The organism is Nostoc sp., assembly GCF_036917235.1.
GTDB lineage: Bacteria > Cyanobacteriota > Cyanobacteriia > Cyanobacteriales > Nostocaceae > Nostoc.
Genome location: NZ_JBALDU010000087.1, coordinates 56,374 through 82,479, shown reverse-complemented (window position 1 = coordinate 82,479; position 26,106 = coordinate 56,374). Strand labels below are relative to the sequence as shown.

Annotated in this window: 25 protein-coding genes; 9 read left to right on the top strand and 16 right to left on the bottom strand. The window is 41.6% G+C overall.

Going from position 1 to position 26,106, the window contains the following annotated elements; translation table 11 throughout:
* The first annotated feature begins 307 nt into the window (after positions 1–307).
* Positions 308–1,012: a mobilization protein gene (locus V7K44_RS24600; protein WP_322638385.1), complete on the top strand. Its 705-nt coding sequence runs from the start codon at positions 308–310 to the stop codon at positions 1,010–1,012.
* Positions 1,013–1,167: 155 nt separating this feature from the next.
* Positions 1,168–1,890 carry a class I SAM-dependent methyltransferase gene (locus V7K44_RS24595; protein ID WP_334935289.1) on the top strand — a complete coding sequence of 241 codons (723 nt, stop codon included), beginning with the start codon at positions 1,168–1,170 and terminating at the stop codon, positions 1,888–1,890.
* Positions 1,891–2,002: 112 nt separating this feature from the next.
* Here V7K44_RS24595 and V7K44_RS24590 read toward each other — a convergent pair whose 3' ends face one another.
* From V7K44_RS24590 to V7K44_RS24580, 3 genes are all read right to left on the bottom strand, one after another.
* Positions 2,003–2,560 carry a YidH family protein gene (locus V7K44_RS24590; RefSeq protein ID WP_334935287.1) on the bottom strand — a complete coding sequence of 186 codons (558 nt, stop codon included), beginning with the start codon at positions 2,558–2,560 and terminating at the stop codon, positions 2,003–2,005.
* A 192-nt stretch (positions 2,561–2,752) separates the two neighbouring features.
* Positions 2,753–3,415 carry a hypothetical protein gene (locus V7K44_RS24585; RefSeq protein ID WP_334935285.1) on the bottom strand — a complete coding sequence of 221 codons (663 nt, stop codon included), beginning with the start codon at positions 3,413–3,415 and terminating at the stop codon, positions 2,753–2,755.
* An 80-nt stretch (positions 3,416–3,495) separates the two neighbouring features.
* Positions 3,496–4,206: a cadmium resistance transporter gene (locus tag V7K44_RS24580; RefSeq protein ID WP_334935283.1), complete on the bottom strand. Its 711-nt coding sequence runs from the start codon at positions 4,204–4,206 to the stop codon at positions 3,496–3,498.
* 192 nt (positions 4,207–4,398) lie between these two features.
* Between V7K44_RS24580 and V7K44_RS24575 the strand changes: the two genes are divergently transcribed.
* Entirely contained in the window at positions 4,399–5,385 is a 987-nt protein-coding gene (locus tag V7K44_RS24575; RefSeq protein WP_334935281.1) for a LysR substrate-binding domain-containing protein, read from the top strand.
* A gap of 73 nt (positions 5,386–5,458) precedes the next feature.
* Here the strand turns inward: V7K44_RS24575 and V7K44_RS24570 are convergent, their stop codons facing one another.
* From V7K44_RS24570 to V7K44_RS24560, 3 genes are all read right to left on the bottom strand, one after another.
* Positions 5,459–5,827: a pentapeptide repeat-containing protein gene (locus tag V7K44_RS24570; RefSeq protein ID WP_094350904.1), complete on the bottom strand. Its 369-nt coding sequence runs from the start codon at positions 5,825–5,827 to the stop codon at positions 5,459–5,461.
* Positions 5,817–6,131, bottom strand: a complete 315-nt coding sequence (locus V7K44_RS24565; protein ID WP_334935279.1) for a hypothetical protein — start codon at positions 6,129–6,131, stop codon at positions 5,817–5,819. Before V7K44_RS24565 ends, V7K44_RS24570 begins: the two co-directional genes overlap by 11 nt.
* Before the next feature lie 129 nt (positions 6,132–6,260).
* Complete coding sequence (locus V7K44_RS24560; RefSeq protein WP_334935277.1) at positions 6,261–6,791, bottom strand: hypothetical protein; 531 nt, start codon at positions 6,789–6,791, stop codon at positions 6,261–6,263.
* A gap of 230 nt (positions 6,792–7,021) precedes the next feature.
* Here V7K44_RS24560 and V7K44_RS24555 point away from each other — a divergent pair, with 230 nt between their 5' ends.
* From V7K44_RS24555 to V7K44_RS24535, 5 genes are all read left to right on the top strand, one after another.
* Positions 7,022–7,426 (top strand): hypothetical protein, encoded by a 405-nt coding sequence (locus V7K44_RS24555; protein WP_334935275.1) that lies wholly within the window; start codon positions 7,022–7,024, stop codon positions 7,424–7,426.
* 85 nt (positions 7,427–7,511) lie between these two features.
* A complete protein-coding gene (locus V7K44_RS24550) occupies positions 7,512–11,114 on the top strand; it encodes an AAA-like domain-containing protein (RefSeq protein WP_334935273.1) in 3,603 nt (1,200 codons plus the stop codon).
* A 211-nt stretch (positions 11,115–11,325) separates the two neighbouring features.
* A complete protein-coding gene (locus V7K44_RS24545) occupies positions 11,326–12,303 on the top strand; it encodes an ABC transporter substrate-binding protein (RefSeq protein ID WP_334935271.1) in 978 nt (325 codons plus the stop codon).
* A gap of 9 nt (positions 12,304–12,312) precedes the next feature.
* Positions 12,313–14,976, top strand: a complete 2,664-nt coding sequence (locus V7K44_RS24540; RefSeq protein WP_334935269.1) for a hybrid sensor histidine kinase/response regulator — start codon at positions 12,313–12,315, stop codon at positions 14,974–14,976.
* Positions 14,966–16,333 carry a diguanylate cyclase domain-containing protein gene (locus V7K44_RS24535; protein WP_334935267.1) on the top strand — a complete coding sequence of 456 codons (1,368 nt, stop codon included), beginning with the start codon at positions 14,966–14,968 and terminating at the stop codon, positions 16,331–16,333. Before V7K44_RS24540 ends, V7K44_RS24535 begins: the two co-directional genes overlap by 11 nt.
* A gap of 294 nt (positions 16,334–16,627) precedes the next feature.
* Here the strand turns inward: V7K44_RS24535 and aat are convergent, their stop codons facing one another.
* Positions 16,628–17,203, bottom strand: a complete 576-nt coding sequence (gene aat, locus V7K44_RS24530; RefSeq protein WP_334935265.1) for a leucyl/phenylalanyl-tRNA--protein transferase — start codon at positions 17,201–17,203, stop codon at positions 16,628–16,630.
* A gap of 101 nt (positions 17,204–17,304) precedes the next feature.
* Between aat and V7K44_RS24525 the strand changes: the two genes are divergently transcribed.
* Entirely contained in the window at positions 17,305–17,634 is a 330-nt protein-coding gene (locus tag V7K44_RS24525; RefSeq protein ID WP_012410384.1) for a hypothetical protein, read from the top strand.
* A 71-nt stretch (positions 17,635–17,705) separates the two neighbouring features.
* Here V7K44_RS24525 and rpsN read toward each other — a convergent pair whose 3' ends face one another.
* From rpsN to serS, 9 genes are all read right to left on the bottom strand, one after another.
* Positions 17,706–18,008, bottom strand: coding sequence for a 30S ribosomal protein S14 (gene rpsN, locus V7K44_RS24520; protein WP_012410383.1), 303 nt, complete (start codon positions 18,006–18,008; stop codon positions 17,706–17,708).
* 76 nt (positions 18,009–18,084) lie between these two features.
* On the bottom strand, positions 18,085–18,774 hold the full coding sequence (gene nth / locus V7K44_RS24515) for an endonuclease III (protein ID WP_334935263.1): 690 nt from the start codon (positions 18,772–18,774) through the stop codon (positions 18,085–18,087).
* Complete coding sequence (gene rseP, locus V7K44_RS24510) at positions 18,750–19,850, bottom strand: RIP metalloprotease RseP (protein WP_334935261.1); 1,101 nt, start codon at positions 19,848–19,850, stop codon at positions 18,750–18,752. Before rseP ends, nth begins: the two co-directional genes overlap by 25 nt.
* A 95-nt stretch (positions 19,851–19,945) precedes the next feature.
* On the bottom strand, positions 19,946–20,077 hold the full coding sequence (locus V7K44_RS24505) for a hypothetical protein (RefSeq protein ID WP_334935259.1): 132 nt from the start codon (positions 20,075–20,077) through the stop codon (positions 19,946–19,948).
* Positions 20,078–20,098: 21 nt separating this feature from the next.
* Entirely contained in the window at positions 20,099–21,085 is a 987-nt protein-coding gene (locus V7K44_RS24500) for a hypothetical protein (RefSeq protein WP_334935257.1), read from the bottom strand.
* A gap of 18 nt (positions 21,086–21,103) precedes the next feature.
* Entirely contained in the window at positions 21,104–21,283 is a 180-nt protein-coding gene (locus V7K44_RS24495) for a hypothetical protein (protein WP_334935255.1), read from the bottom strand.
* A gap of 55 nt (positions 21,284–21,338) precedes the next feature.
* Complete coding sequence (locus V7K44_RS24490; protein ID WP_334935252.1) at positions 21,339–22,361, bottom strand: hypothetical protein; 1,023 nt, start codon at positions 22,359–22,361, stop codon at positions 21,339–21,341.
* Positions 22,318–24,600 (bottom strand): hypothetical protein, encoded by a 2,283-nt coding sequence (locus tag V7K44_RS24485; RefSeq protein WP_334935250.1) that lies wholly within the window; start codon positions 24,598–24,600, stop codon positions 22,318–22,320. The genes V7K44_RS24490 and V7K44_RS24485 overlap by 44 nt, the downstream gene beginning before the upstream one ends.
* Positions 24,601–24,803: 203 nt before the next feature.
* A complete protein-coding gene (gene serS / locus V7K44_RS24480; protein ID WP_334935248.1) occupies positions 24,804–26,084 on the bottom strand; it encodes a serine--tRNA ligase in 1,281 nt (426 codons plus the stop codon).
* Positions 26,085–26,106: the final 22 nt, after the last annotated feature.

The following is a 26,106-nucleotide window of genomic DNA, read 5'->3' as shown; positions in this document are numbered from 1 at the left end:
CTAATCTAAGCAATACCGTCTTGGCACGTCTCTTCTTAATAATATATTTGTACTATAAGGTTGCGATCGCACTGTGCCAGTTGCGTAAGTCCTGTCTCAATCAACTTACAACAAGGGGCTTAAGCCTCTTGTTTTGTCTTAGTCCGCGCAGACGGACTTTGCCTGTGTAAAATGAGACTGTTGGAATATATCCAAATCACGGTTATACTTTCTCGTAAAACCACCAAAATACTTGGGGGCAATGGCCAAAAAGTTCTTAGTTTGGGAAAGATATATCAGACTTTAATAACTATTAGAGGTGGCTGTAATGCCGACGATTCATTTTGTGGATGGTGAAAAAGGCGGGGTAGGAAAGTCTCTCTTTGCCAGGACAATGATTCAGTATTGTTTGGATAAGAGAATCCCATTTGTACCAGTGGAAACAGATAGATCGAATCCAGATGTCGCAGGGGTATATAAGGAGATATGTAAATATGCTGTGTTTAGCGAGAATGAACGACAGGCAAATAAGGCAGATAGAATATTTGAGTGGGCGATAGAGAAGCCAGTAATTGTGAATTTAGCCGCACAATCGCATAGAGCAGTACAAGGGTGGATTGAATCTAATCAATTACTTGAACTAGGAAGTTCGCAGGGAGTTCTGTTTTGCAAATGGTTTGTATCGACAGGAGGATACGACAGCATCAACCTGTTTGCTCAGTCAGTGAATACTTACGGTGATAAAATCCCTCATATTCTGGTGAGGAATTTAGGGCTGTGTGATGATTGGGAGCATTTAGAGTCAGACTCCAACTATCAGAACATAGTAAATAAATATCAGATAAAAGTTATAGATTTTCCGAAGTTAGCATACAGAGAAAGAAACATAATTGACCAAAATCGCCTGACTTTTGCAGAGGCTAGAGAGTATAAAGAATTTGGGATAATTGGGAAACAGAGAATAGTGAATTTTCTGAAGCTTGCTTATGGTGCTTTTGAGAAAGTAGGTATCTGGTATGAAAAGGTTGAGTAGTAGTCATTTGTCATTGGTCATTGGTCATTAGTACCAATGACCAATGACAAACCTTAGCAGGAGATTGGATGGGGGTGCGATGGCGTACCCGCCTGCTGTAGGCGATCGCTTTGCGAATTTGACTACAATTCTTAGAAAGAGTAGCAAAAACCTAAATGTCTAAAAAGTCCGATTCTCAGTTTCAAAATCTCTTTAGTTCACCCAAATCAAGCCACTGGGACGAAAGATTAGCCCAAATAGCCTATCGCTTTAACCGAGAGTATCAACGTGAAACCTTTGAACTTCCAGCAGAAGTACAGGCGATGCCGATATTCCACGAGTGGATTGCTGGGAGTTTCTCAGGGAGAATTGCTTCCCCCTTCTGGGAAATTGCTAAACCTCAAAAAAACCAACACTGTATAGATATTGGCTGTGGGATCAGCTTTTTAATCTATCCTTGGCGGGATTGGCAAGCATTTTTTCATGGGCAAGAAATCAGTAATGTGGCACGCGATACCCTGAATTCTCGTGGGCCACAGTTGAATTCTAAGCTGTTCAAAGGGGTTGAGTTGGGAGCAGCTCATCAGTTAAACTATCCATCAGAGCAATTTGATTTAGCGATCGCCACCGGATTTAGCTGCTATTTTCCCCTCGAATATTGGGATGCTGTACTAGCAGAAGTCAAACGGGTGTTAAAGCCAGGTGGACATTTTGTATTTGACGTTCTCAACCCAGAACAGCCCTTAGCAGAAGATTGGGCAGTTCTGGAAACCTATTTAGGGGCTGAGGTGTTTTTAGAGCCTTTGGCTAAGTGGGAAAAAACGATTAAGACCGCTGGTGCTAAAGTCGTAACGCATAAATCAGGGGAATTATTCGAGGTGTATAAGATCCGATTTTAAAAATATTACAGCAGATTTCAAATTGGTGATGTATACAAGCTAAGTCTGTTACCAAGCTGTAAAGCGTGTTTTACTCCTGAATTCTAAATTCTGAATTCTGAATTCTGATGTATTACTCAGGGATAAGTGGACTCATTGGATCTAAAGAAGTTGTAAAAACAAAATAGATTACCCCAGTTCCCAGAATCATCACAGCGAGACTGAACAGCAATACCCATCTGTCTGTTGGTTCGTAAGTATCTTCTTCGATATCACGACGGACAGCAAAATAGTGTGACGTTGAAAGCCACACCGTAATTAAACCCACTAGCGAGAAAACTAAACCTAACTTCCAGCCATTGCCAGGACGGGGTATCAAAGGTACTTGGAAGGCACGCAAACGCACAATAACGACACCAAAACCTAAAAGAGCGATCCCTGTCCGCATCCAAGCGAGGTAGGTACGCTCATTTGCCAAATGATCTCGGATTCTGGATGGATTCAGTCTTCCTGGCTTTTTTTTATCTTTATCTTCTTCTGTAGGTTTCAATTTTAACTGCATCAATAACACCTTTATCCCCAAAGCGGCTCTTATCAAAAAAATGCGGAGGTAGTAGGAAATATCTTTCCAGATTACTTGCACCCAGCGCAATAGTTGCGCTACTGAAATATGCCTGTTGTGATTGTACATTTTTTACAAAATTTATCTTAATGCAGATATGAAAATAAAACAAGCCTAAAATTTAGGATAGATAAACTCAAAAAAAATAGCCAAGATCGGAGAGATGTTTCACCAGTGTTTGTCCTGTTTTTCTCTGATTTTGGCTGTTACCCTATTTAAATTCAGAACAATCATTTCAAAAATAGACTATGCAGTTCTATTTCAAGACTGATTGCTAGGCGCATTAGGAACTCGTGTATTTATCAGATCCTGCGATATATCTGGGATAAACCAGTTAGCCTCTTTGCTGTTAAGAACTTTTACAGTCGGGACATTCAATTCAATCGCAGCAGTATCTAGATTCCTCTTAATTACCAACTGAGTTCCATCAAGGATCTTCAGAGCCGCCGCTCCTGTCAATTCTTCACCTTGCCCATTAGGACTAGAAGTGAAATTTGCTACCTGGGCATCATTCGGTAGATAGATGCCATCACAATCCCAGTTATTTTTTGTGGATTGACCATCAGCTAGAAAATATAGACTATTCTCGTATACGGCATCTTCATCTTCTTCATCATTTGGTCTTTTACCGTATACCGCTATGGTATTACCTGTTTGGTTGTTGCATTGACCCCAATTGATTCCCGTTTCTAAAGCATATTTTTGCAGTGTTAATTCCTCGGTTCTTTTTTTAATTTCTTCTGGTGTCAGGTCTTCAACTTGAGTTTGAGTATCTTTTGTCTGCGAGAGTTGCTGAAGTGCTTTAGTGACTTCGATGTAATCAGGGTTTTTGCTAAATTTCGGTCTATCAGCAAAAGAAGGTTGAGCAAAGGCTAGATTAGTGACAATCATTAAAACAATTAGCAGAGATTTCCAGATTTTCATGTTTTGATTCCTGTTGATGGATAAGATATTTTACCGTTTAGAATTCGTTTTGCTCAGAAAATTGATGATGCACCTCTTTATTAGACACTTAATTTTTCTTGTTCTTCACTCGACGGCTGAGTATTGAAACCTAAAATTAATGAGAATATATAACTAGAAACTACAGATAAAAGAGTCCAGGTAACATTTTCCGTGACAATAAACACGCCCAAACCAATTAATATACAAGGTACAAAAGTGTTACCATTTTCAGTTAAAAAGTTGGCGATCGCAGGTAAGTAGGTTAACTTATAAGCGGTATAACACCATACACCCACCATTGCAAAAAATACACTTAGGATCACCAGCAGACTATCTAATTCTGAGTTGGCAAACAGAGGCACGTAGACGCTGATATTATCACTACCATTGGCAAATGCGATCGCGGCTACATTGCAAGTTTGCGGAGAGAGAAAACTCTTAACGACAGATGGACAAGACGGCTCGGTTTCTTCTTCGGCTTCCTCTGGTGAATCCTCTTCGCGTTTTAGTAAACTGCTCATACCAATGATTATTGGCATTAACCCAAGTAGTCTAATCCAGTCCTGCGGGATGATTAGTCCACCGAAGAAACCAGGAAGACTAGCAACGATCAATGCTGCAAAACCGAGATACTGACCAGCAAGGATGTGACGACTGCGAAACGTTTTGCTTATTTGTGAAAAAAGCAACGTCAGTATGACAATATCATCAATGTTGGTGGCAGTGAATGCGGTAATCCCTGTGGTAATTGCAGTTGCTAAATCGTTCATTTGTGGATGTCCTTATTTTCATGCTTGGGCATTGGGCATTTCCCTCTGCTCTCTACTTGGCCGTTTGAGTCCGTGCCGAAGCCTTGATTTATACTTTAGTCAAATTAACCGATAGAATCAAATGCTTTTATTTGTCAAAATGATAAATGAAAGTGATTAAAATTTTGACATCAAGTTGTAGGGATACGATAAATGGCAGGAATGACGCTTGAGCAGCTAAAAATATTTCTGGCTGTGGCGCACAACTTACACTTTACTCGCGCAGCAGAGGAGCTTTATATTACACAACCTGCCGTCAGTGCAGCGATTCACAACTTAGAGCAAGAATACGGTGTGAAACTATTCCATCGGATTGGTCGCCATATCGAGATTGCTGAGGCAGGTAAATTACTGCAAGTGGAAGCGCAGAAAATTCTCGATCAGGTTTCCTTGACAGAAAGGGGATTGCGAGAATTGAACAATCTGCAACGGGGTGAATTGAAATTAGGGTCAAGTCTGACAATTGGCAACTACTGGCTACCAAGTAAGATTAGTGAGTTTAAGAGCCAATATCCTGGTATCCAGATTGACTGTACCCTAGCCAATGCAGAAACGATTTGTGTCGGTACAGCGATGGGGCAGTTTGATTTAGGTTTGGTGGAAGGAGATGTGAAGCCAGCGCTTCAGAATACTTTAGACTATGAAATAGTAGCTAGCGATCGCTTGCAAATTGTGGTTGGTCAAAAACACCCTTGGTTTGAGTGGGGAGAAGTTGATTTAAGCCAATTAACTCAGACTCCGTGGGTGATGCGAGTGCGGGAATCTGGAACACAACAAAGGTTTGAGGAAGCGTTGCAAAATTGGGGGATCAACCTCAGCGAACTGAATGTAATTTTAGTGTTCACCAGTGGTGAGATGGCAAAAGCCGCTATTGAAAATGGCGTAGGTGCAACTGGAATTTCTGAGTTGATGGTAAAAAAAGAAATCCAGTTAGGGAGTCTGCGGGCAATTCGAGTTATTGATAATCGAGAAAGCAACGGTGTGATACCTACGGCGGGCTACGCCTACGCAGAAATAATTCGACCTTTTTTCAAAATCAAACACCGTCAGCGTTTTCAAACTGCTCTTTCCAAAGTCTTTGAACAAATGTTGATATCGTCTGTGTTGGATGGTTCACATCAACATTTATCAGTTATTTAAAGGAGATTGGGGATTGGGCAGAGGGGCAGAGGGGAAAAACTATACTGCAACTGCTCCCCTGCTCCCCTGCTCCCTACACCTTCCGCATATTTCTACTGATGGGGTCAAAACCTCTAGAAAACCGCGTACTTTCATCATAGTAAGCGCCAGTTAGATTCGCTCCATACAACTTGGCATAGTTGAGTTTTGCTCCCCGGAGATTTGCTTCATTCAGATTGGCACCGCTCAAATTAGCTCTGGTCAAATTCGCTTTGGCTAAATTAGTACTACTCAAATCTGCTCCCCAGAGTTTAGCTTTAGCTAGGTTAACTCCACTTAAGTCAGATCCCCATAAATTAATTCCAGGCAAATCGGCTCCAATCAGCTTGTTACTACTCAAGTTGACGGCTGGAAAATATCTTTCTCCTGCGGCAAAACGCCTTTTTAATTCTTCAGCATTCATGCGTCGCGTTGACCTTCTTTAGCAATACAGAAGTTATTTGTTCCCATTCCTGGCTTAGTTCTCCTGAAAATGCTGGCTGACCACTGCGTTGATACCAGTAATGGGCATTTTTCAAATCGCCTTCTTTGCGGTGCAGATAAGCATGAACCCAGGCACTGTCAGCATCGCTGGCATCTGTAACTATTTCATGAGCTTTGTTCCAATCACCTTTATTGTCATACCACATTGCTTGCAGCCCTTTTGGTAGTGTCTGAGGACATGGGCGCTGCTTTTCGATCAATCGCAGGAATTCCTCTGTATTCACGATCGCCACCTAACAAGAATTAAACTTCTATTTCTAAGATACTCCTCAGTTTTAGGGGAGGATGGGGAGCAGGGGAGAAGTTGCAGTAAGTTTTTCCCCTCTGCCTCTTGTGCCCAATGCCCTTCATCTCTACTTAACTGGAATAACTTCAAACTGGAAAGTACCGATCAAACGGTTATCAATATAGACTTCTATTCTATGCTTACCAACTGGATCGCCAGGGGCGATTGTCCAAAAATTCTCAATTACACCTTCTGGAGCAGACTGTGTGCGTCGTGTTACAGATGTCTTGCCGTCTGCTGATATTGAGAAATCTTCACCATTATCTGTACCCCAAGTTTCTGGAGGTTTTGGTAAATACAAGACTTCACGCCATTTCACTTCACCTTGGTAGTTTTTGAGTTTAATCCGCCACCCGTAGGTGTTTCCTTCCTGAAGTGGCACTCTTGTTGTCTGGAAAATGGTAACGTTTCCTTTGGAGTCAACTCTCTTCAGACCAAACTCGGTGTTACTGACAGTAATCTGTTTTGCATTCGTTGGCGCCGGAGATGATATGGCATTTTCTACCAAAACAGAAGTAGCGTTGATTGGCTTAGAACCGATGACCCCAGATATTAGCCAAAAAGCAGCTAGCACAGCAGTAGTAGTCCAAATTCTCATTAGTATGGTTTTCCTATCAGACTTTTGGTACTTATTCAAGTAATCTGCCATGTTTTCCGGGTCAAGGTTAGCGATGGTTAGACAAAGACGAAATTGCTTTGATAAATTTGGCGGATTTAATCAACCCACTGACCTTGGTCAATATAACCTTGTTCCCAGTCTGAAGACTGGGATACGAGTTCCAAGAGGCTTTGCCTCTGGTCAAGAAAGAGGAGGCGGAGCCTCGCAAAATGGTTTCCCAGCCTGGAGGCTGGGAACGAGGCAATTGGGAAGCCCCGTCCGTCTTACGCCGGGGTAGTTCACAATCAGTAAATCATAATCTTGGCGAAAGGCAAACCATTGCGCCGCTGTTTCTCCATCCGCGCGTAGCCCGCACTTCTCTACGAGACGCTGCGCGTAGCTTGCTTCCACGGAGGGGTACGGCTGCGCCAACGGCTACGTTCAGGACAGGCTCAGTGACCGCCGCATCGCATCTACTACATAGCCAGTCTTCACCGTCTTATACCAATTCAATTAATGATTGCAACACACCCTTGGGTAAAGACGCGATGAATCGCGTCTCTACAAATGGTCTATTTGTCGCATCCTTTTTTCAAATTGGTATTACTCTACAAGACACTTCACGAACGGGATAGTGGGGCATGGATATAGTATTCTGAATCCTGAATTCTGAATTCTGACTCCTTCTTTATCTCTTCCTTTTCTAATCACACTTTGCACATGAGATACCAAGTTGGCGGTAGCCTCCACAGTGACGATCCCACTTATGTTGTGCGTCAAGCAGACGAAAAACTTTATACCAGTCTGAAAAATGGTGATTTTTGCTACGTCTTCAACTCTCGCCAAATGGGTAAATCATCCCTACTACAGCGAATAAGTCGTCGTCTCAAGTCAGAAGACTATAAATGTGTTTACTTAGACGTGACGCAATTAGGTAGCGAGGATACCACATCAGCACAATGGTATAAAGGGATCATTGTCAGCATATTCTACGGGTTAAATCTGGCGGAACACGTTAACTTTAAGCAATGGTGGAATATGCAAACAGGTCTGTCTCCTGTACAAAAGCTACACCAGTTTGTTGAGGAAGTATTGCTGCCAAATGTCAAGAGCGATTCTGAAGGCGGCGGCGAAGCTAAAGGCATTTTCATTTTAATTGATGAAATTGATAGTTTGCTAAGTTTGAATTTTCCGGTCAATGACTTTTTTGCCTGGATTCGTCATTGCTACAATCAGCAGGCACACGATCCTAATTTTCAACGCCTGGGATTTGCATTGTTTGGAGTCGCCAGTCCATCTGACTTAATTGCTGACAAACGCCGAACACCTTTTAACATTGGGACAGCTATAGAGTTATACGGTTTTCGATTGCATGAAGCTAGCCCATTGCTAAACGGGTTACAGGGAGCAATCAGTCAACCAGAAGTCGTGCTGCAAGAAGCGATCTATTGGACAGGGGGACAACCATTTCTCACTCAAAAACTTTGTCAATTAGTTCTCCAAACTGCCTTAAATACATCAGAGCGGAAAATTATCCTATCCCCAAAAACTGAGGCGTATTGGGTAGAAGAATTGGTGCGATCGCACATTATCCAACATTGGGAATCACAAGATGAACCCGAACACCTCCGCACGATTCGCGATCGCCTACTTTTCAACCAACAACAAGCCGGACGGTTATTGAGTCTTTATCAGCAGGTATTGCAAGCAGAGGAAATAGAGGACGCAAAGAATAAAAATACTAACGACTCTTGGTATCCTCTACCTCCAATATCTCCCGTGCCTACCGATGATAGCCAAGAACAGACGGAGCTTTTACTATCGGGATTGGTCGAGAAGCGCAACGGCTATCTCAGAATTAAAAATCCCATCTACCGCAGTATTTTCAATAGTGAATGGGTGTTAAGGCAGTTAGACAATTTGCGCCCTTACTCACAGCCATTCAATGCTTGGGTAGCATCGGGCTTTCAAGATGAGTCACGCCTGCTGCGGGGGAATGCCTTACAAGAAGTTTTGGACTGGACTCAGCGTAAAAGTCTCAGCGATTTGGACTATCGATTTTTAGCAGCCAGCCAAGAATTGGAACGTCGGGAAGTCCAGCAAAAAATGGAAGTAGAACGGCTTAAAGAAATTGAAGCGCGATTGGCGAGCGAACAAAAGAGCGCCCGCCTTCAGCGACGACTCCTGCTAGGGGTAAGTTTGGCCCTACTAGCAGTTATTGTCTTGGGGTTCACAACACTCTACGCCGATCGACAAGCATCACTGAGTGAGGTACGGGCGATCGCATCTGCTTCCAATGGGAGTTTTAATTCCAATCAACGCTTAGATGCACTGGTACAAGCAATCCGAGCCAGAGAGAAATTTCAACGGCTCGATCTGCAAAATTTGGCAGATGCCAATACCCTGGATCTCCAAACTCGCAAAGTATTACAACAAGCTGTCTACGGTGCTGATGAATTCAATCGCCTGTCAGGACATCAAGGGATCGTCTTAGGCGTTGATTTTAGCGCTGATGGTCAGTGGATTGTCTCATCTAGTATCGATCGCACAGTCAAGCTATGGAAGCGAGATGGAACACTGGTGAGAACAATACCACATACTGCAACCATACAAAGCGTTCGCTTCAGCCCCGATAGCCGTCTGATCGTTGCTGCCGGTATTGATGGCGCTATCCGTCTTTGGACGATCGATGGTAAATTGTTGACCATTTTTAAAGGGCATAAATCTGCGGTGTGGCGAGTTGCCTTTAGCCCAGATGGACAAACGATCGCTTCTGCCAGTGGCGATTTTAGCGTTAAGCTTTGGCAACTAAATGGCACTTTAATCAGAACTCTTAAACATGAGCGTGGTGTGTGGGGAATTGCTTTCAGCCCCGATGGTCAAACTCTCGCTTCTTCTATGGTAGGCGGCACTAATCAGCTTTGGCGATTGGATGGAACGCTGCTCAAAACATTCACAGCCGGAAGCGCAACTATTTGGAGTGTTGCTTTTAGCCCTGATGGACAAACTTTAGTATCTGGCGGTGCAGATAAGATAGTGCGACTGTGGAATCGAGAAGGCAATCTCCTGAGAACTTTTAAAGGGCACACTGCTGAAGTATTTGGTGTAGCCTTTAGCCCTGATGGGCAGACTATTGCTTCCGGCGGTTCTGATAAAACCGTGAGACTCTGGCGAATAGATGGTACTTTATTAAGAACTTTGCAGGGGCATACCTCAAATATTCAAACCATCGCCTTCAGTCCCGATGGAGAAACTCTCGCCTCTGCCAGTCACGACAACACCATCAAACTCTGGAGAGTCAACTCACCCTTAATAAAGCTACTCAATGGCCATCAAGAAATGGTCTGGCGGGTGGCATTTAGCCCTGATGGGCAACGGCTAGCTTCCGTTGCTGGCAAAGAAGTCAAACTCTGGAGACGCGATGGTTCTCTCGCCAAAACCATTGTTGAAGAAGATTCTCGAATGCTTAGTCTCGACTTTAGCCCCGATGGGCGAACTTTAGCGATCGTTGGTTCTAAGGGTGTTGTGAGACTGTGGCAACTAGACAGCAATCAGCGAACCATTCTGGAAGGCCCGGGTATCGGTCTTTTAGGTGTTAGCTACAGTCCTGATGGCAATCGGCTAGTGACTGTGGGTTTTGATTACAAGCTGAGACTCTGGCAACGCAACTCCAATGGAGAGTTCCAACTCCAGCAAATTATCCAGGCGCATACAGCCCGGATTTGGGACATTGTTTATAGTCCAGATGGGCAGTTTATCGCTTCTGCTAGTGCTGATGGCACTATCAAACTGTGGATTTCAGAAAATAGCGAACGCCTGTTAGATAAACCTTATCGCACCTTAGAAGGACATAAGAGTGAAGTTTTTGGGGTTGCCATTAGCCCGAATAGTCAATTTATTGCCTCTACAGGTGGAGATGGTCGTCTGCGACTTTGGAAACGTGATGGCACTCTGGTGAGGATCTTTGATGGTAAAAGTATTGGCTTAACGAGGGTAGCATTCAGTCCAGATGGTCAAATGCTGGCAGCCGCAGGTTTTGACAATACGATCAAAGTCTGGAAAATTGATGGTACTTTACTCGTCACCCTGAATGGACATACTTCTAATGTCAGCAGTGTTGCCTTTAGCCCCGATGGCAAAACCCTCGCCTCTGGCGGAGATGACCAACTTGTGATTATGTGGGATTTAGAACAAATTCTCCATCTCAACCTACTGAAATACAGTTGTGATTGGGTGCGGGATTATTTAAAGACTAATATAACAGTGGAAAAGAGCGATCGCTCTCTTTGCAATTACAGGCTTTTTCATTTATTTGAACCATAATACCTTGTTGGAGCGGCCGTAAAACAATACCTGTGAATTAAATTCTTAAGCCGCTCTTGCGGTCAGAATTTATCAATTTTGAAGCAAATCCAACAACCAAAACTCCTTTAATACAATTACTGACGAAATTTACACGGTAATTTAAATTTGAACAATTAGTTTGTTTGGCGGAATCTTTGATTAACAATAATTAAAAAACATCAAAAATTCTATGCTTAAACTACTCAGATACATTAGCATTTTCTTCATTACCGCCTGTTTACTACTTGCTTGTAATACTTCAGTACCAACTGAAGTAAAACGCCCTCCATTGAAAGTGGCATTTGCATCTTTTGTTGGAGAGCTTCCAGGCATCATTGCTCAAGAAAAAGGATTCTTCAAAGCCCAAGGGGTAGATGTGGAACTAATTCATAAACAATACGCCCAATTGGTACAAGCAAACTTCAATGCGGGTAAGTATGATGGGATTACATCGTCTTTGGGAAATTTTATCATCTTGAGTGCCACAAATCCAGATATACAAGGCGCGATCGTTATAGATGAATCAATAGGAGCAGATGTGGTAGTCGCCCAATCAAAAATTAAAACCGTAGCTGACTTGAAAGGGAGAAAGCTGGGTGCAAATCTAGGTGGTTTTAGCGAAGTTTTTGTGACTGAAATGTTAAAAACTGCCAATTTCACTAGTGATGATGTGAATTTAGTTCAATTAGAGGCTTCAGAAATTCCTCAACGCTTGAAAAATAATACTATTCAAGCCGGACACACTTGGCAACCCTATCTCTCTGAAGTGATTAAATTAGGGGGAAATATCCTATTTACTAGCAAACAAACCCCTGGCTTGATTTTAGATTTAATTATCTTTCGCGGTGAGACAATCCGCGATCGCCCCGAAGATATTCGGGCATTTGTGCGAGGATGGCTGCAAGCCTCGACCTACTGGAAAGCAAATGTTGAGGAAGGAAAAGCGATCGTCAGCAAAGCATTAAAAATTCCGATCGATACTCTCTCACTGGAGGGAATAGACCTAACTGATTTAAGTGAAAATCAAAAATATTTTCAATCTAGCAACCCTAACTCCATTTACAAAACTGCCAATATATATGCAGACTTTTTTATTCGCTCTGGAAACATGACGCGTATTCCTGAGCTAAAAAGTTTGTTCAATTCTTCCTTCTTGAATCCCCCCTAGTTTGAAGTTATGCAGCACTCCTTTTTGGGCGGCATCCGTACAAAGTTAATCGCCTCGTTTCTCGTTGTTGCTTTGATTCCGTTGCTGTTATTGGCATTTGTCAACAAACAGACAACCGAAAAAGCACTAACTGACAACGCCCGACAAGCTTTATCTGCGGCGGCTAACGAAACCGCTAACAGAATAGATGCCTTTATTGATGGAAATCTCAATGCCGTGCGCGTAGAGGCGATTTTACCAGGTTTGGCACGCTACCTCAGCCTAACTCCAAAACAGCGAGACGACAGCCCCGAAATGCAATTGGCGACAGAAACATTAATCCGTCTCAGTCGCAAAGATATGCTCAATATTCTCTCTTATGCTTTGCTCGACTTAAACGGGAAAAATGTATTGGATATACGTACACTAAATATTGGCAAAGATGAATCAGTTCAAGATTATTTTAAAAAACCGCTAGAAACTGGTTTCTCGTTTGTTTCTAGTATGAAGCGATCGCCGACAATTCCCGATCTTATTACCCTCTGTTTTAGCAGTCCGGTTCGCAATGCCAAGGGAGATATATTAGGTATATTACGTGTTTCATATAATGCTACTGTTGTTCAGCAGTTAGTAACTCGACAAACTGAACGAGCCGGGGCAAAATCTTTTGCGATTCTTTTAGATGACAATAATATTTATCTGGCACATAGCACTGCACCAGAACTACTTTTTAAATCAGTTGTGCCTCTGCCTGATGATATTGTAACTCAACTGCAATTGGAAGGTCGTTTGCCTAATTCTTCTGCCAAAGAATTGGCAACTAATGAGGCAAAGCTTAAACAAGCATTGGATAATAAACAGTCGTATTTAATTGCATCCTTGGAAGCAACAGGTAATCAGGTTAATCTGATTGCGATCGCTCGTTTGCAATATAAACCTTGGTCTGTATTGTTTGCACGACCCCTTGCTGTTGCCCTAGCACCTGTAGAAAAGCAAATTCGTAACACAATTTTTCTATTTGCATTTATCGCTGGAGTAGTGACAATCATCGCTTTTGCCATTGGGCAACTGCTAACAAAGCCAATAATTCACCTTACCAATATAGTTTCCCAGTTTACCGCAGGTAACTTAGATATCCGCGCCAAAAATAAATCAAAAGACGAAGTAGGTCAACTGGGAAAATCGTTTAACAACATGGCACTTCAGTTACAAACATCTTTGGAAACTTTGGAACAACGGGTACAAGAGAGAACAGCAGAATTAGTCATTGCTAAGGACAATGCCGAAGTAGCAAATCAAGCTAAAAGTTTATTTATTGCTAATATGAGTCATGAGTTGCGATCGCCCCTCAATGCTGTTCTAGGTTTTTCTCAATTAATGTTACGTGCTAACAACTTACCTGCCGAGCATTATGAAAATGCCGGGATCATTTATCATAGTGGTGATTATTTACTAACGCTCATTAATAATATTCTCGATTTATCAAAAATTGAAGCGGGTCAAACTACTCTTAACCCTAGAGACTTTGACCTGTATCGTTTGCTAGACGACTTAGAAGATATGTTACATTTACAGGCAAGTAATCAAGGCTTAAATTTAATATTTCAACGTAGTAAAAATGTTCCATCTTATATTTGCACAGATGAGTTAAAACTCCGGCAAGTATTAATTAATTTGATTGGTAATGCCATTAAGTTTACTCAAAAAGGAACAGTTAGTTTAACAGTAAATAATATTAGTAAAGAAATTGCAGATATTTTAACCCTTGATTTTCAAGTCTATGATACAGGAGTGGGAATTGCAGCCGCAGAATTACCCAAACTATTTAATGCTTTTTCTCAAGCACAAGCTGGAAAAGAGTCCCAAGAAGGAACGGGTTTAGGTTTAGCAATTAGTCACAAGTTTATTCAGTTAATGGGAGGAGCTATTTCTGTTGAAAGTAAATTAGGTGTAGGGACAACTTTTAAATTTTATATTCAAGCAAAATTAGGTCAGCCAACCAATATAAATACTTTAGAAATACATCCAAAAGTATTAGAACTTGCACCAGGACAACCTATATATAAACTATTAATAGTAGATGATAAACCTATTAATCGCCAATTATTAATTAAACTTTTACAACCGTTAGGGTTTGAAATGAAAGAAGCTAGTAATGGCAAAGAAGCGATTGCTATTTGGAATGAATGGGAACCCCACCTGATTTGGATGGATATGCGAATGCCTGTCATGGATGGTTACGAAGCTACAAAATATATCAAGTCCACTACAAAGGGGAATGCTACAGCTATAATTGCTCTGACGGCGAGTGTTTTAGAAGAAGAAAAAGCGATCGTTCTTTCAGCCGGGTGTGATGATTTTCTCCGTAAACCGTTTGCAGAACATACAATTTTTGATGCACTAGCCAAACATCTTGGTGTCAAATATATATTTGCTGAAAATAATTATTCAAATTTTGAAGATACAGAAAAAAATTATTTAACATCTAACAATCTAATGTGTATGTCTCAAGAATGGATTAATCAATTTCATGAAGCTGCTTTAGAAGCAAATACTAATCGTGTCATAGAATTAATTAGAGATATTCCCAAAACAGAAACATTTTTAATTCAATCTTTAACAAAACTTGCTCGTCAATTTGAATTTGAGGAATTGGTTGATTTAGCCGAACCCCTGAGAAGCAATGAATCTTGATTCTGATAAAGAAAATAAAGGTAATATTCTCTTAGTAGACGACAGTCCCAATAATTTACATTTATTAAGTGATTCTCTGGTCAAACTCGGCTACACTGTTCGCAGCGTTACAAGTGGGCGGATGGCACTAAAAACAGTAAAGGCGAAGCGACCAGATATCATTCTTTTAGATATCAAGATGCCAGAAATGGATGGCTATCAAGTTTGTAGAATTCTGAAAGCACATGAAGTTATACGCACCATTCCTGTTATTTTTATTAGTGCTTTAGATGATGTTTTCGATAAAGTGATAGCCTTTGAGTCAGGGGGCATAGATTACATCACCAAACCCTTTCAGATGGAAGAAGTTGTAGCGCGCCTAGAAAATCAGTTAACCATTCAACGCCAGCAAAGGCTTCTAGAACAAGAAAATATTAAGCGTAGGGAAACAGAAGAGATACTATATCAGTCTAGGGCAATGCTAGCCAGTATTTTGAATAGTTCGCTAGATGGTATAGCCGCTATGCAAGCTGTCCGCAACCTTGTAACTGGGGACATTGAGGATTTTCGTTGCTTAGTTATCAATCCTGTCATTGCTAGAGCCTTCGGAAGCAAGTGTGAAGAGATGATTGGCAAATTAGTACTAAAAAAACTCTTAGCCCATCTAGAACCAGAACTCTTTAATCACTTCGTTAATCTTGTTGAAACCGGGGAAGCTTTAAAACGGGATTTTTACCATCCATTAGGCAATTCTTGCTGGTATCACTTTGTTGCAGTCAAACTAGATGATGGTTTTGCTATTACGATACGCGACATCACTGGACGAAAACAAATTGAATTGGCCCTCCAAGATGCAAATCAGAAACTAGAACAACTGGCAAATTTAGATGGCTTGACTCAGGTGGCTAACCGTCGTTGCTTTGATGCACGACTCAAAGCAGAATGGAAACGCCTTGCACGAGAACAACAACCCCTGTCACTGATTATGTTTGACGTTGATAAATTCAAACTTTACAACGATTGCTATGGTCATCTTGCAGGCGATGATTGTCTAATGAGGATAGCGGAAACAGTGCAACAGACAATTCATCGTCCTGCCGATTTAGTAGCGCGTTATGGTGGAGAAGAATTTTTGGTACTCTTGCCCAATACTGACTTAGCGGGAGCGATAAAAGTAGCGCAAAGTATTCAGCAAGCAATTCATGCTCTGGCTATTCCCCATGTACAGTCTGATGTCAAGAATATCATCACCGTTAGTTTAGGAATTACCTCTCGCATACCCATTTGGAACATCAGGCCAGATACACTCATTGCTTCAGCAGATAAAGCACTGTACAATGCTAAACAAAATGGTCGCGATCGCTATTCTAATGATTGAAAGATTTTTATAAGTAGATGGGCGTGAATAAATATAATATGTATGTTCCGTCATTGCGAGCAAAGCGAAGCAATCGCAAAGTCTCTGGGATTGCTTCGCTTTGCTCGCAATGACATCTTATATTTAATTATGCCTACCTACTTAGCAATACCTTTATTATTAATTAAATAGATTGGCGTAAAAATTTGTCGTTGGGATAAGGCAGGAGCCACAATTAAAGAGGGTTATAGCCTCGTTTATCTTTCTTTATATAGTTTGGTTTGATTATGCCAAAATAATTACATCTGTAATTATTTATACTAAAATAGAATTACATTGCAATGCTTGCTTAAGTAGCATTTGATATTCTTCATCCCTAACCCTATAAGCCCCAAACCTCTCTAAATGGGGATTCATCATTTGGGCATCGAAAAACACAAATTTCCTCTGACGCAATCTTTCCACCAACTTAACCATCGCCACCTTTGAACCTTCCGGAATGCGGTAAAACATTGACTCGCCAATAAAAGCCCCACCAATCACAATCCCTAAAATTCCCCCGGCTAATTCGTCACCCTGCCAAGTTTCAAAACTATAAGCATAACCATTCTGGTAAAGTAGCGAATAAATCTCTCGTAATTCCGGTGAAATCCAGGTTGTCTCTCTGTCAGCACAGCCAGCCACCACAGCCTGAAAGTCTTGATTAATCGCCACAGTAAACCGTTCTTGATTCAGAACGCGCTGCAAAGACTTGGGGTAGCGAAACCGCTCATCCAAGGGAATCAAAGTCCGATCGCGACTTCCGTACCAACTCAGGCGATCGCGTTCATCAGCCATGAGAAAATAGCCTTGTGCATAGCCCTCAACAATAGCGGCGATATCATATTGCATAAATAAATAATAAAAAAACACTAGAGAAACGGAATTTGATGCTAACAGTCAACCTCAGCGTTCCTCTGCGTTTCCCTCCGCGTCCCTCTGCGTTTAAAAAAATGACACAACCAATTCCACCCATCACCCTACCACCGCCCGAAAACCCTCTACTCGAAGGTGAATGGTTACGAGAACGCTTACAACGGTGGCTAGATACAGAATTTATCCCCGAAGCAGTAAACCAAAATATTGCCCAACGAGCAGCACAGATTTTTGTGCGTCAACGGATGGAAGGAGAAAACGACCTTGGCTCTCTGGTAATTGCCATTGTCACAGAGATGCAGTCCTATGATTTTTCCAATAGCTTCTACGGAGAGTTTGCGATCGCCAACGCCGTCAGCGATCTACTCTTAGAAAGTCTGGGAATTGATAAGTGTTGTGGTCAATAATATTTTGTCATTTGTCCTTTGTCATTAGTCCTTTGATTATTTACCAATGACTAATGACTAATGACTCTTGACTACCAACTAGACTTAACAACTCCAGGCAAAAGACCTTCATGCGCCCATTCTCGTAGTACGTTCCGAGACAAACCAAAATCGCGGTAAACACCTCTAGAACGACCAGTCAACCAGCAACGGTTGCGGTGGCGAGTGGGCGCACTATTCCGGGGTAGCTGTTGAATCTTCCGGTGGATTTCTAGCTTATCCAAAGGAGATGCTGCACTTCTGAACTCTTCCAAAAGAGCTTCCCGCTTGTCAGCATACTTTTCTATCAACCTAGTGCGCTTTTTCTCGCGCTCAATCATGCTCTTTTTAGCCATATATTCTCTAACTTATTTAAAGACACCGTTTTCCATTCTACAGTCTCTCCATCAATTCTGGGGTTACTTATGTCGCTTATCCTACAACCACTGGCTGATTTGCAGCAGGACATAAATCGGCAAGCTCACAAGCAATGCAGACAGGAGAGCGGGCTTTACAAATAGCACGACCGTGATAAATCAGCCCAATTGACCAATTTTCCCAATCAGGCTGAGGCAATAAACCCATTAAATCTTGCTCAATCCGAACGGGGTCTTTTGCTTCTGTTAAACCCAAACGTCCGCTGAGGCGCTTGACGTGAGTATCTACTGTCACGCCAGCATTAATCCCATAAGCATGAGCTAGGACTACATTTGCTGTCTTGCGCGCCACACCTGGAAGCTTTAATAATTGCTCCATCTGGTTGGGGACAACAGAGTTAAACTCAGTGACAATCATCCGACAGGCGGCTTGAATGTTTTTAGCTTTATTGCGATAAAATCCGGTTGAACGCACCAAACTTTCTAATTCTACCAAGTCAGCGATCGCTAAACTCTCAGCATCAGGAAACCTACCAAATAAAACTGGTGTTACTTTATTCACTCGCTCATCAGTACATTGAGCCGAGAGAATCGTTGCCACCAACAATTGTATTGGCGTTGAGTAGTTCAAAGAGCAAGTAGCATCTGGATAAAGACGCTTCAAACGAGCTAAAATTTCTATTGCCCGTTGCTTTTTAGATAACGATTTGCGGGTAATGCTCACTGGAACAATTTTTGTACCCACTCCAATTGGCTAGTTAATTGAGTAGTTTCTTTGACTATCAGAAAAATTCCTAACCCTAAGAGTAACACCAAACCAGTTTGCATTACACCTTCTTGAATACGGGACGGTACAGGCTTACCGCGTAAACCTTCAATCAATAGAAAAGCGAGTTGTCCGCCATCCAAAGCTGGTAAAGGCAAAATGTTGATAATAGCCAAGTTAATGCTGATAATTGCCGCAAAAGACAATAGATTTACGCTATTATCCTCAGCTAACTTTGCACCTATTTTGACAATATTAACTGGCCCAGAAACTTGTCCAGCAGTTTGTTGAAAGTTGGTAATTAACTGACCAAAACCGCTGAGTGTACCAACAAATAATTGTTGAAATCTGTTAGCAGCAAGACCAAAAATTTCAAAAGGACTATTAGGACGCCGATAAACTGCTGTAGCATTTGGACTAAGTGCTACACCAACTACACCTTTGCCATCAGCTCCCAATTTTGGTGTTAATTTCAGGCTTTGTTGTTGATTTTCACGCAGAATTTTCAGTTCGATTTGCTGATTGGGATGAGTTTGAATTTCTTTAGTCAGCAAAGGAGTTGACTTATCAGAAGCCGGGAGTTCCTGACCGTTAACAGCCAGAATAATATCTCCTTCCCGAATTCCTGCTTGATAGGCAACAGATTCTTGATTAACAGGCTGTACAACGACACCAGCTTGATAGGTTAATTCCTTGGGAATGCCGACAATACCCAATTGCAGAGCCAACACCAAGTAGGCAAATATTAAATTGGCGATTACTCCTGCACTGATAACTATCGCCCGGTCTAAAACTGGACGGTTACGCAGCAGATTTGGGTCATTGGGTGGAACATCGCTATCGGGGTCATCATCGGGAAAGCCCACAAAACCGCCCAAAGGAAAGGCGCGGACAGCATATTCGGTTTGTGAACCTTGGTACTTTAAAAGCACTGGGCCAAAACCCAAAGAAAAACGGTTAACGAGAATGCCTTGAGAACGTGCTGCAACAAAATGCCCCAACTCGTGTACCAAGATCAAAACAGCCAAGACTGCGATCGCTGCTAAAACTGACATAGAGTAAATTTAGTGAAGATATTAAGATACGGTTATCTCCATTCTAATTGGGTATTGGGTATTGGGCATGGGGCTTAGGCATTGGGCATGGGGCATTATTTCAAGTCAAAAGATGCATTAACAGTTAGCCAGGTAACTGCTTGCGATCGTGGTGGCAATGATGGAAGGAAGTTGGTCAACTGCTTCACAGGCGAAAAAAGTGGCGGCAACACTAATCCAAGCTGCATCAAAATCTATAGACGATAGAGTTAAGGATTGTAGATAAACTGACTGTGAATAGCAACTCCGACCCAGGAAGCGGAACTATCCTGTTGGGAATTGTCTGTCTCTCCTAAAATATAAAGATGTTCGTAATCCCAAAAACAAAAGCGATAAAGTAACAATTTAGGAAACATAGTATTTAACAACTTGATTAAGTTAGTAACATTATCTTTATCAAAATCTCTATCATGAACAGAAAAGCCCCAACCTCCATTTCCTTGAATCATAAATTTTTTAACTTTATAAATTTCAACTAAGCCAGATTTCAACAAAGCATTGCTAATTGCTTCTTCTTGACTATTTTCTGATGCCAAAACGATACTGTGATGATGAAAATGATGATATCCACCATCATAGTAGCCATATATTCTGATATTGCCTAACTCTTTAATAATGTTATTAATTTTCCTCTCAATTTTTGACAATTTTTCTACTTCTAAATTAGATTGTTTTTCTTCTTTGTATGGTGAACAGTGAATCAGGTTATTAATAAATTTAGGTGTTTCTTGGGGAACAGTTGAAGAAAGACAAATCCAGCGTTGACTATCAGGTACTCTTCCCACAACCACAGATAGTGAATAATGAGAATTATAGCTGAAAGTAAAAGCCTGTAAATCATTAATTCTCTCTTCTAATAAACGTAGTAACTTAAAATATCGTTGATATCTTTTATTTTTACTAGGTTCATCCAGTAGAAATTTTTCTGGATCTTTATGGTAAACATAAATAAGACTCGATGCTAAACCATTCTGTTCTGGCAACAGCCAATTTGCCAAAGCAACTTCTGGGTCAATTTCTATTATCCAACCTTCAGATTTAATCAGATTTAAGGGTGTAAATTCACCTTTTATCGTTGCATCCCACGCATAGGGTTTTAAAGTTGCACCATCTTCATGACATGGAAGAGAGTAGCGTATTTCTTCCTCCAAAAGGACTTCCAGTATCCCTAAGCATTGCTCGGTTTCAGGTTTCATGAATTTTTTCTCCTATACTTAATTTAAACTTGCGATCGCTACTGCTCTGACAATTTGATTACTATCTTCGGTAAGCTGTTGTTTAATTTCTGTTGGTGTGGCGGGATTATCAGCCACTGCGTAACGTTCTAGCCAAGATGCTGATTGCGCCCCCTGTTGCAACACCTCAGCAGGGGTGAGAGGGTGCAGCAATGCCACCAAACGTACAAAAGGAACATCTGACTCGACATACTCCGATAATACTGTCTCTAAGTCATCTGTTTGGGGGTTGATTTACAACCGATTTGACTAAATCTTGCAGGGAAGCACGCACCGCAGCCGGGGTATGAGGATTTTTCGCTACAGCACGACGCACTTCTACTTTTTCATCACGGGCAAGTTGTTCGAGTTGAGCCGATGGTAAGTTAGGATTAGTCGCCACCGCAGCACGAATGGTTAAATCTTCATCTTGCGTCAAAGCTACTAATGCACTTGCTGGAGTCCGAGAATTTGTTACTACTTTCAGCCGCACTTCTACTTTTTCATCCCTTGATAAAAGCTCTAAAACCTGAGCCGGCACATTCCCACTAGCAGCAACAGCTTCGCGGACTGGTAAGGCTCTATCTCGGGCTAATTGTTGCCAATGAGCTTCGGTTAAGTTGGGATAGCGGACTAAAACAATACGCACATTTGCATTAGAATGCTGGATAAATTGAGTTAATAGTTCTGATGTTAGATTCGGGTTACGAGCAAGAGAAATTAAGACAGGTTCTTCTGATTCTGTAGCAATTATTTTTGCCATCAATTCTGGAGTGAGATTGAGACTTAATGCTACAACTTCACGAACATATTGGGACTTATCTTCTAACAACCTTTCCATTAAATTGACAGGGATTTCATTTCTTTCTACCATTGCACCAGCAACTTCTTCATCATTTTTATTCAGCAATTTCTCTAGCAATTGTGGTGAGCTATTAGGATTTCTGGCTATACCCCAAAGAACAGGTTCATAAGTATCATCTATCATTCTTTCCAATGCAGACAACGGAGTATTGCGATGATGGGCAACGTCTGATCTAATCCATGAAGTTGTGTTTGTTGCTAGTTTTTCGAGGGTACTGGCAGGCATTTGAGAGCCTTCCAGATTTCTGAGCAAATACTCGAAAACTTCCTTTTGTGTACGACTATCTCTTTTTAAAGTGTCCTCTACTACTGCGGCTAAGGCATTTCCTGGAGTTTTACGATTGTAAGCACTAGCAACTTTCTTTTCTACTCCCAAAAATTCGATTGTAAGCACTAGCAACTTTCTTTTCTACTCCCAAAAATTCGAGAACTTCTACAGGTGTATTCTGATTTCCAGTTAGTTTCTCCCACACTTTTCTACTGGAATCTTGAGCAAGTTGAGTTAATATTTCTACAGGAGTGTTTTTATTTCCTGCAACTTCTGCTCTAACCCAATCTGATTCGTCGTGAGCTAATCGTTCTAAAATTTCTATTTGATTGGAACGATGACGCACCAAGTTCAGGCGCACGTTTAGATTCTCATCTTGGGTGAGTTTCAAGAGAGCAGAAAGCGGTAAGTTACGATTTTGGGAGACAACTTGACGAATGGTTGCATCACTATCTTCTGCTAGTTGTTCAAGGATAGGAATTGGAGTTTTCTTGCTACCGGCTGCGATGAGTTTAGTATTTTGATCTCCAGTTTCAACAATTTGTGCTAAACCATAGGAACTGTTAAGACGATTGGCAAGGAGTTGATTTGCTTCTGCTATTTCCTGCTCTTGCTCAAGAACAACTAATAACCGATAGCGTTCTAAAGTAGGTAAGCTGGGATTATTTAAAACTATTTGACGCACTACTACTGGTTTAACTGGTTTAACTGGTTTAGCTGGTTTAACATTATTAATCGGTTTTTCAACAGGCTGTCTAGCAAGCTGAACTAATATCTCAGGTGGAGTGGCAGGATTTTTTGCTAAATGTGCATTTTGTGTTCCTAATGCTGCGATTTGCTCTAGAATATATATAGGAGAATATAAACTTCCAGCTATTGTATCTATATCTCTTGAGTTAATTTTATAAAAAAAGTCTCTTCGTTTATTTTCCTGCACAATGGGAATATCTTCATTAATTTTTAGAGCTATACATAGTTCTAAATTTCTATCATAATCTAAGTTGAGCAGATTGAAATGTTCTATGATTGTTGATTTTAAATCAATTGGAGTTTTAATATTACCAATTAATGCGGCACAGACTAAAATATCAGGTTCAGATTTAGATAATATATCTGATCCGATCTGTTCTATTAAATGAAGAGGAGTTTTACTCCAACCTGCAACTGCTGCCTGAATCATTGTCAACTCATCTGTTGCTAATTCCTCTAATAACTTTTCTCTCAAGCTAGTAGAAATATAAAAGCTTTGAGCAGCAGCTAACCTTACTCTAGAACTAGAATCTTCTGCAAGTTTTTCTAAAGTGTTGGTCGAAACATTTGGATGTTTTGCGATTTCTTTTTTCTGGTGATTATGTGATCTATTAACAATTTTTTCGAGAATTTCTCCAGGAGTTGCACGTTGTTGAATAATAAGATCAATATTTGATTCTGGTTTTCTTCTAGCAGCCAACTGCACATTTGTATTAGGATACTGTGGGAGCTTTTCTAAAATCTCTTCAGTAGCATTGTTATGTGCCGCCACCACAGCTTGAATTTCCTGATCAGAGTCTGCTAATACCGCCAAAACCTGGGCTGAGGTAACAGAATTTTTCGCCACAGCCAACCGAATTTTAAAGACTTTATCCGCTGCCAAAGCCAGCAGGGTTTCTTGAGAAGTTGAGGGATTTTTTGCCACTGCTAAACGTATGCAATCCCAACGGCTTTGTGCTAAATTTGCTAACTGTTCTGCATCAGTATCGCAATTACGCGCTATCTCATGCTGTCCTTGCACTAAGCGCACTAACTCCGGCGGACAACTGGGATTATATGACACAGAGAGACGAATAGCTAACTCCAAATCTCCCGCTAAGGATTCTAATAACGCCAAGGGGGTTTGAGGATCTTCTGCGACTTGTAAACGCGGTTCTAGGCTGGGTTCTTTTGCTAACCGTTCCAGTAACTGGAGATGATATCGTGGCGGTAAATAGGTATTGCTGAGGGCTTGAATGAGATATTGGCTAGGAACCCACTCACTGAGGAAGCAGGGGGGAACAGGGGCAATTTTGATCAGTTCGACTGCTAATTTGTCATTTTGCCCCAGATAGCGCGATTTTAAGACTTCCTCAACGGCATTCTGCCCATTTTCACTGAGTTCTCCTGCCCAGTTGATGTGCAATTGTGCGGCTTCGGAAATGGGCGTATGGGGGCTATGAACTAAGACTTCTAGCAAGGGGCGTGGGGTTTGGGAATAACTCGTCACTGCTAGTTGTAAGGCAACGGGTTGATTGTTAAGCTGTGTCGGTTCAGCTAGAAACGGTTCTAAATCTGAAATAGTGAGCGATCGCAATAATTCCATTATCCCACCCCAATCCTCATTGAAGGTCAACAGAATCTTATCCTGTTTGTTATTCCTTTAGGGTGTCCGCTTCGCCCTGGATAATCTATTTTCAAAAATTATTTATTACATTTACCTATGTATTGTTACATCAACACCCACCCAAAGTACTGGCTCGCCTTTGCATAAGACAAAAAATTATTTATGCAAGAAGCTATTGGTCAAATGACAAATGACAAATGACCAATGACTAATTACAAAACTTCACGCCCCAAGTAAGGTTGCAATACTTCTGGTATCTTCACCGTTCCATCAGGCTGCTGATAATTCTCCAAAATTGCTGCCATCGTCCGTCCCACCGCCAAACCCGAACCATTGAGGGTATGTACGAACTGAGTGCCTTTCTTCCCCGCCTCTTTGAAGCGAATATCAGCCCGTCGCGCCTGGAAATCTATAGTATTGGAACAACTAGAAATTTCGCGGTATTTGCCAGAAGAGGGCAACCAAACCTCTAAATCATAAGTTTTGGTAGAAGCAAATCCCAAATCTCCAGTACTTAGATTTACTACTCGGTAAGGCAACTTCAATGCCTGTAAAATTGCTTCTGCATTCCCTACCAATTTCTCCAATTCATCAAAAGAGGTGCTGGGTTCGACAAACTTCACCATTTCCACCTTGTTAAATTGATGCAGGCGAATTAATCCCCGCATATCGCGCCCATAGCTACCAGCTTCGCGGCGAAAACAGGGAGTAAAGGCACAGTGGTAAATAGGCAAATCTTCAGCAGCGAGAATTTCACCCCGGTAGAGATTTGTAACTGGAACTTCAGCTGTCGGAATCAGCCATAAGTCATCATCAGCGCATTTAAAGCTTTCTTCCGCAAACTTGGGTAACTGACCGGTCGCCGTCAAAGACTCGGTATTCACTAACAGCGGCGGACTAACTTCTACATATCCAGCCTGAGTATGGAGACTCAGCATAAATTGAATTAATGCCCTTTCCAATGCAGCACCAGCGCCTATCAATGTCACGAAGCGACTTTGGGCAACTTTTACAGCTCGTTCAACATTGAGAATACCCAGCTTTTCGCCAATTTCCCAGTGAGGGAGAATATTCGGATTTTGGGGAATGTACTCATCACCCCAACGGCGCACTTCTACGTTATCTTCTTCATTCTTGCCAAGGGGTGTAGAGTCACTTGGCAAATTGGGAAGTGCCAACACAAGTTGGGAAATTTGAGCTTTGAGTTCTTTTTCTTGGGGTTCCAGTTGACTCAACGTCGCTTTGACAGAGTTACCTTCATCCCGCAAAGCTTGAATTTCTGGGTCTTGAGGATTGATCCCAGATTTAATCTTCTGCCCGACAATTTTACCAATTTCGTTGCTCCGGGCTTGGAGTTGACTACGCGTCCCCTCAAGTTCCCGTTGTTGCCGATCTAACAGTAATATCGGTTCGATGTCGTATTTACCACTACGACTATTCAATCGTTCTTGAACTAATTGCGGATTTTCCCGTATTTGCTTGATATCCAGCACAGATTTTTCTCAGTTTTTAGCC